This window comes from Psychrobacter sp. 16-MNA-CIBAN-0192 (genome assembly GCF_040309565.1).
Taxonomy (GTDB): domain Bacteria; phylum Pseudomonadota; class Gammaproteobacteria; order Pseudomonadales; family Moraxellaceae; genus Psychrobacter.
In genome coordinates this window covers 1-264 of sequence record NZ_JBEOOX010000356.1, presented here as the reverse complement: position 1 = coordinate 264, position 264 = coordinate 1, and the positions used below count along the sequence as shown (strand labels likewise).

1 protein-coding gene is annotated in these 264 nt (G+C 37.1%); it reads left to right on the top strand.

From position 1 onward, the window contains the following. Positions 1–65: 65 nt before the first annotated feature. A partial coding sequence (locus AAEY78_RS13575; RefSeq protein ID WP_352339856.1) for a M1 family aminopeptidase occupies positions 66–264 on the top strand: 199 nt, incomplete at its 3' end.

Here is a 264-nt window from a genome sequence, read left to right as displayed (position 1 = left end):
GTGGTAAGGATGTCACCCTAGCGTTATTTGTCGATAAAGGAAACTTACCTAAAACAGAGCATGCTATGACGTCGCTTAAAAAAGCGATGGCTTGGGATGAGTCACGTTTTAATTTAGAGTATGATCTTGATATTTATATGATTGTTGCAGTTGATTTTTTCAATATGGGTGCGATGGAAAATAAAGGCTTGAATGTCTTTAATACCAAATACGTGCTCGCTGATAAAGCCAGTGCAACAGATGAAGATTATCATGGTATTGAGT